Source organism: Rhodococcus sp. DMU2021 (assembly GCF_019641445.1).
GTDB lineage: Bacteria > Actinomycetota > Actinomycetes > Mycobacteriales > Mycobacteriaceae > Rhodococcus > Rhodococcus pyridinivorans.
Genome location: NZ_JAIFKB010000051.1, coordinates 1 through 5,393 on the forward strand (window position 1 = coordinate 1; position 5,393 = coordinate 5,393).

4 protein-coding genes and 1 pseudogene are annotated in these 5,393 nt (G+C 67.3%); 4 read left to right on the forward strand and 1 reads right to left on the reverse strand.

The features are described 5' to 3' along the window. On the reverse strand, positions 1-473 hold a 473-nt coding region (locus K3M35_RS25225; RefSeq protein ID WP_220667231.1), incomplete at its 3' end, for an Lrp/AsnC family transcriptional regulator. A gap of 273 nt (positions 474-746) precedes the next feature. Here K3M35_RS25225 and K3M35_RS25230 point away from each other — a divergent pair. The 4 genes and pseudogenes from K3M35_RS25230 to K3M35_RS25245 form a co-directional block, all read left to right on the forward strand. Further along, positions 747-3,098 (forward strand): pyruvate dehydrogenase, encoded by a 2,352-nt coding sequence (locus K3M35_RS25230; protein WP_220667232.1) that lies wholly within the window; start codon positions 747-749, stop codon positions 3,096-3,098. Positions 3,099-3,136: 38 nt separating this feature from the next. Continuing rightward, positions 3,137-4,282: a 2-oxo acid dehydrogenase subunit E2 gene (locus K3M35_RS25235; RefSeq protein ID WP_220667233.1), complete on the forward strand. Its 1,146-nt coding sequence runs from the start codon at positions 3,137-3,139 to the stop codon at positions 4,280-4,282. A gap of 32 nt (positions 4,283-4,314) precedes the next feature. Then, a complete protein-coding gene (locus K3M35_RS25240; RefSeq protein WP_217580635.1) occupies positions 4,315-4,611 on the forward strand; it encodes a DUF3263 domain-containing protein in 297 nt (98 codons plus the stop codon). A 125-nt stretch (positions 4,612-4,736) separates the two neighbouring features. Further along, positions 4,737-5,276, forward strand: a pseudogene (locus tag K3M35_RS25245) (thiamine pyrophosphate-binding protein); the annotation flags it as partial. Between the last annotated feature and the right edge of the window lie 117 nt (positions 5,277-5,393).

Below are 5,393 nucleotides of genomic sequence, written 5' to 3' on the forward strand. Positions count from 1 at the left end.
TCGGCGAGAAAGTCGAGTAACGGGCGGATCCGATAGTCCACCATCTCCCGCATCACCAGCGCCGTCGTGGTGCGTTTGACGCCTTTGATGTTCAGGATGTCCCCAGCGATGCGATACAGGTCGTCCGCGTCCTTGGCCGCCACATGCACGAGCAGATCCGCCACGCCACTGAGGCCGTGCACCTCGAGCACTTCCGGTATCGCATCGAGCGCAGCGCCGACGCGATCGAGTTTGCGCTGCGTGACATTGGTGAGCACATACGCCTGCAACGGATAACCCAGAATCGCCGGGTCGACCCGGCGCTCGAACGAGCGCAGCGCGCCGGCCTCGTCGAGCTTGCTCAACCGCGCCTGAACGGTATTGCGGGACAGTCCGGTTCGTTCAGCTATCGCCATGACGGTGGCGCGCGGGTCGTCGGATAGCGCGGTGAGGATTCGAGCGTCGATCCGGTCGGCCCGGTGTGTGCTTGGCACAGTGCCAACCTCCTGTCGTTCACACCCCGGTGATGGCGTGCATATTGCTCATTCTCATCGTCGAGTATTGCGCACACAGACACCCCCTGGTGGACTGAATGCACACCCCGCAGATCGGGAACGCCACCGCAGACACAATCCGATTGGCATTCCTGCTCCCCTCGCGGCCGCTCGGCCGCGGCGCATCCGTCGCCGGCCGAGCCGGCTCCCCCATCGCCCGATGCCGTCGACCTGCCCGGTTCCGCGTGGTTGTCTTCGAAAGAGAGTTCCCCGATGTCCCAGCCTGCCTCCCTCGACTCCGCCATCTCCCAGCCGACCGGCGTCCCGGCGGTGTCGGAGGATCTCGCCGCACTCGAGGCGATCCGGCAGCGGGTGCTGTGGCTGTCGACCTCGATGATCCACCACGCCAACCGCATCCGGCCCAACCCCACCGGCCTGAAGGTCGGTGGCCATCAGGCCTCGTGCGCCTCGATGGTCTCGATCATGACCTCGCTGTGGTTCGAGCACCTGCAACCCGGAGACCGGGTGTCGGTCAAACCCCACGCCTCGCCGGTGCTGCACTCGATCAACTACCTGCTCGGCGAACTCGACGAGAAGTATCTGACCACCCTGCGCGAATTCGGCGGACTGCAGTCGTACCCGAGCCGCTCGAAAGATCCCGACACCGTCGACTACTCCACCGGCTCCGTCGGTATCGGTGCCACCGCCCCGATCTGGGGCGCAATCGCCCGCCGGTACGTCGACACCCACCTCGCAGGCACCGGCCGCGGCCGCCAGTACTCCCTCGTCGGCGACGCCGAACTCGACGAAGGCGCCGTCTGGGAAGCCATCCTCGACCCCGGCATCGCCGACCTCGGCGAGGTGGTGTGGATCGTCGACCTCAACCGCCAGTCCCTCGACCGGGTCATCCCGAACATCGCCGCCCGCCGCCTGGAGAAGATGTTCGACGCCGCCGGCTGGCAGGTCATCACCGTCAAGTTCGGCACGCTTCTCGAAGAACTCTTCACCCGCCCCGGCGGCGACGCACTGCGCACCCGCATCCTCGACATGCCCAACCCCGAGTATCAGCGGCTGCTGCGCTGCACCGCCGCCGAGATCCGCGACCGGCTGCCCGGCACCGGCACCGACAGCGCCCGGATCGCCGACCTGATCGCCACCTTGGACGATGCGACGCTGACGGCGGCGGTCCGTAACCTCGGCGGTCACGATCTGCAGGCCCTGTCGCAGGCGTACCGGCAGATCGACGACACTCGCCCCACGGTGATTATCGCCTACACCATCAAGGGCTACGGTCTGCCCACCGAGGGCCATCCGCAGAACCACTCTGCCCTGCTGACGGTGGATGAATACTCCCAGCTGGCTGAGACCCTCGGCAGGGATGCCCAGCATCCGTGGGGTCGTTTCACCGACGACAGTCCGGCAGGCCGGCTGTGCACCACGACCGCACAACGGCTGCACCGAGAGCCGGTGCCGGCGCTGCCCGACGTGACCATTCCCGCCGATATCGGCCGCACCCCGAAGGGCACCGCTACCACCCAGGCCGCGCTCGGCCGGGTGCTGCTGGACCTGACGCGCGAATCCCCCGAGGCGGCCCAGCGGGTGGTCACTGTCAGCCCCGACGTCAGCTCCACCACCAACCTCGGGGGCTGGGTGAACAAGGTCGGGGTGTGGTCGTCGGCCGAGCGGCACAACTGGTTCGCCGACGATCCCGAGACGATCATGCACTGGAACGAACGCCCCACTGGCCAGCACATGGAACTGGGCATCGCCGAAACCAACCTGGTCGGGCTGATCGGGGAACTCGGCGCCACCTGGAGCCGCTGGGGCCAACCCCTGCTGCCCATCGGCGTGCTCTACGACCCCTTCGTCGAACGGGCGCTCGAGCCGTGGTCCTACGGCATCTACGCCGGCGGCCAGTCCATCCTCGTCGGCACCCCCTCCGGGGTCACCCTCGCCGCCGAGGGCGGAGCCCATCAGTCCATCAAGACCCCCTCGATCGGACTCGAGCAGCCCGGCTGCGTCAGCTACGAACCGGCCTTCGCGATCGATGTCGAATGGACCCTGCTGGCCTCCCTCGCGAAGTTGGGCCGCCCCGACGGCACCTCGGCCTATCTGCGGCTGTCTACCCGCCCGGTCGATCAGACCCTCGCCGCGGTGCCGACCGATCCGGCCGCCCGTGAACGGCGTCGGCGCCAGGTCGTCGCCGGGGGCTATCCGATCCGGCGCCGTGACGACGCGCAGGTGACCATCGTGGCGATGGGCGCGATGATCACCGAAGCCCTCGCCGCCGCCGACCGACTCGAAGTCTCCGGGACGCGTGCCGACGTGCTGTGCATCACCAGCCCCGGTCTGCTGTTCGAAGCCTGGCAGGCCCGCCAGGGCCGCAGCGCGGGGGAAAGCTGGATCCTCGACCAGCTTTTCCCCACCGACCGGGCCACCCCGATGGTCACCGTCCTCGACGGTCACCCGCACACCCTGGCCTTCCTCGCCGGCATCAACCGGGTGCGCAGCACCCACCTCGGGGTCTCACGCTTCGGGCAGGTCGGCTCGCTCGACGATGTCTACCGCTACCACGGCATCGACACCGACAGCATCGTCACCGCCGCCCTCGACATCCTTCCCTGACCGGACCCGGCCTCGAACCCAGGAACGACACGACCATCATGAGCACCGAACAACTCACCGGCACCATCGTGCACATGCCGGCCCTCGGCGAGAGCATCGACGAAGGCACCGTCACCCGCTGGCTCAAACAACCCGGTGATCACGTCACCGCCGAAGAACCCCTGCTCGAGGTGGCCACCGACAAGGTCGACACCGAAATCCCCTCCCCGGTCAGCGGTGTCCTGCACCGCATCCTGGTCGAGGAGAACGATGTCGTCGCCGTCGGCGCCGACCTGGCCGTCATCACCGAAGCCGGCACCGAGTCGACCCAGATCTCCTCTGCTCCTCCTCAATCGGCACCGGTTGCGCAACCTGCGTCTCCTCCCGCAGCGGTGCCTCCGGTTCCGGTGACGACTCCCCCTGCTGTTCGGTCGTCACCGGAACCGGACCCCACCTCTCCGGCCGCGGCACAGCCCACGCCGGATTCGGGTGGCACCGTGGTGGAGAAGCTTCCCCGGATCCGGCAGACCATCGCCCGGCGCATGGTCGAATCTCTGCAGGTGGCAGCGCAATTGACCTCGGTGGTGGAGGTCGATGTCACCGCGATCGCCACTTTACGGACGGCACACAAGGATGACTTTCATGCGCGGACCGGCGTCAAACTGTCGTTCCTGCCGTTCTTCGCCAAGGCCGCGATTGCAGCGTTGGCGCAGCACCGCGTGCTCAATGCCTCGCTGAACCCGGCGGTCACCGAGGTGAGCTACTTCGAGCACTGCCACCTCGGCATGGCCGTCGACAGCGAACGCGGGTTGATGGTGCCGGTCATTCGCGATGCCCACCTCATGAGCATCGAACAACTTGCCCGCGCGATCGCCGACAAGGCCGAACGCGTCCGCACCGGCACGATTTCCCCCGACGAGTTGTCCGGCGGCACCTTCACCCTCACCAACACCGGCAGTCGCGGCGCTCTGTTCGACACCCCGATCATCAACCAACCCCAGACCGGCATCCTCGGCACCGGGACCGTCGTCGAACGCCTCGTCCCCACTCGCCACGACGGTGGGCTGCGCATCGATGTGCGCTCGATGGCCTATCTGTCGTTGAGCTACGACCATCGCGTCGTCGACGGCGCCGACGCAGCCCGCTTCCTCACCACGGTCAAACACACCCTCGAACACGGATTCACCGCAGCCGACCTGTTGTAACACCCTGGCACCTTCGCCGGAGAGGAGACGCAATGACACCGGACGAACGGGCCATGGTCGACTTCGTGCTCCGCTGGTCATCCTTCGACGACGGGGACGAATACATCCTGCCCGAGTTCGGCCTGACCCCGACCACGTTCTACCGCCGTGTACTCGCCCTACTCGCAGCCCCCACAGACGAGCTCGACATCGCGACGTGTTCGTTGCTCCGAGAAATCTGTATAGCCAAGCTGCCCGGTCCGACCCGACGCGCACACCCCGGCACCACGAACACGACGAACCGAACCGACCTTCCTTCTCTTCCGGCGACCGCAAAGAAAACCTTGTGAACCCACCCACCGCCCTCATCCCACTCGCACCGGCCGACACCAACCCGGCCGGGCCCGGCGCGGAACCTGCCCGCGCGACAACGAATCCGCCCTCCACACCGGTCCCGGTCACCGGCGCACAATCGGTGGTGCGGTCCCTGGAAGCACTCGATGTCGAGATCGTCTTCGGCATCCCGGGCGGAGCGATCCTGCCGGTCTACGACCCCCTGCTCGACTCCCCCCAGGTCCGGCACATCCTGGTGCGCCACGAACAAGGCGGCGGCCACGCCGCAACCGGCTACGCCCAGGCCACCGGCAAGGTCGGCGTGTGCATGGCCACCTCCGGACCCGGTGCGACGAACCTGGTCACCGCGCTGGCCGATGCCCAGATGGACTCGGTGCCCGTCGTCGCGATCACCGGACAGGTCGGACGTCCCCTGATCGGCACCGACGCCTTCCAGGAAGTCGACATCTGCGGCGTCACCATGCCGATCACCAAGCACAACATGCTCGTCACCGACCCGGCGGAGATCCCGAAAGCGCTTGCCGACGCTTTCCACATCGCCGCCACCGGGCGGCCCGGCGTGGTGCTGGTCGACATTCCCAAGGACGTCCTGCAGGCCCGCACCACCTTCACCTGGCCTCCGGAACGCAGACTGCCCGGATACCGCGTCATTACCCGGCCCCCGTTACCTTCTTCGTAGTCCCGCACCGCGGGGCCACGGTCGCCAAGTTCGGTATGACTTCCTACCCCTGTCTCTCGAATGATCCGGGGGGTGGTGTCGCCGAGCCTGGTGGCGTCG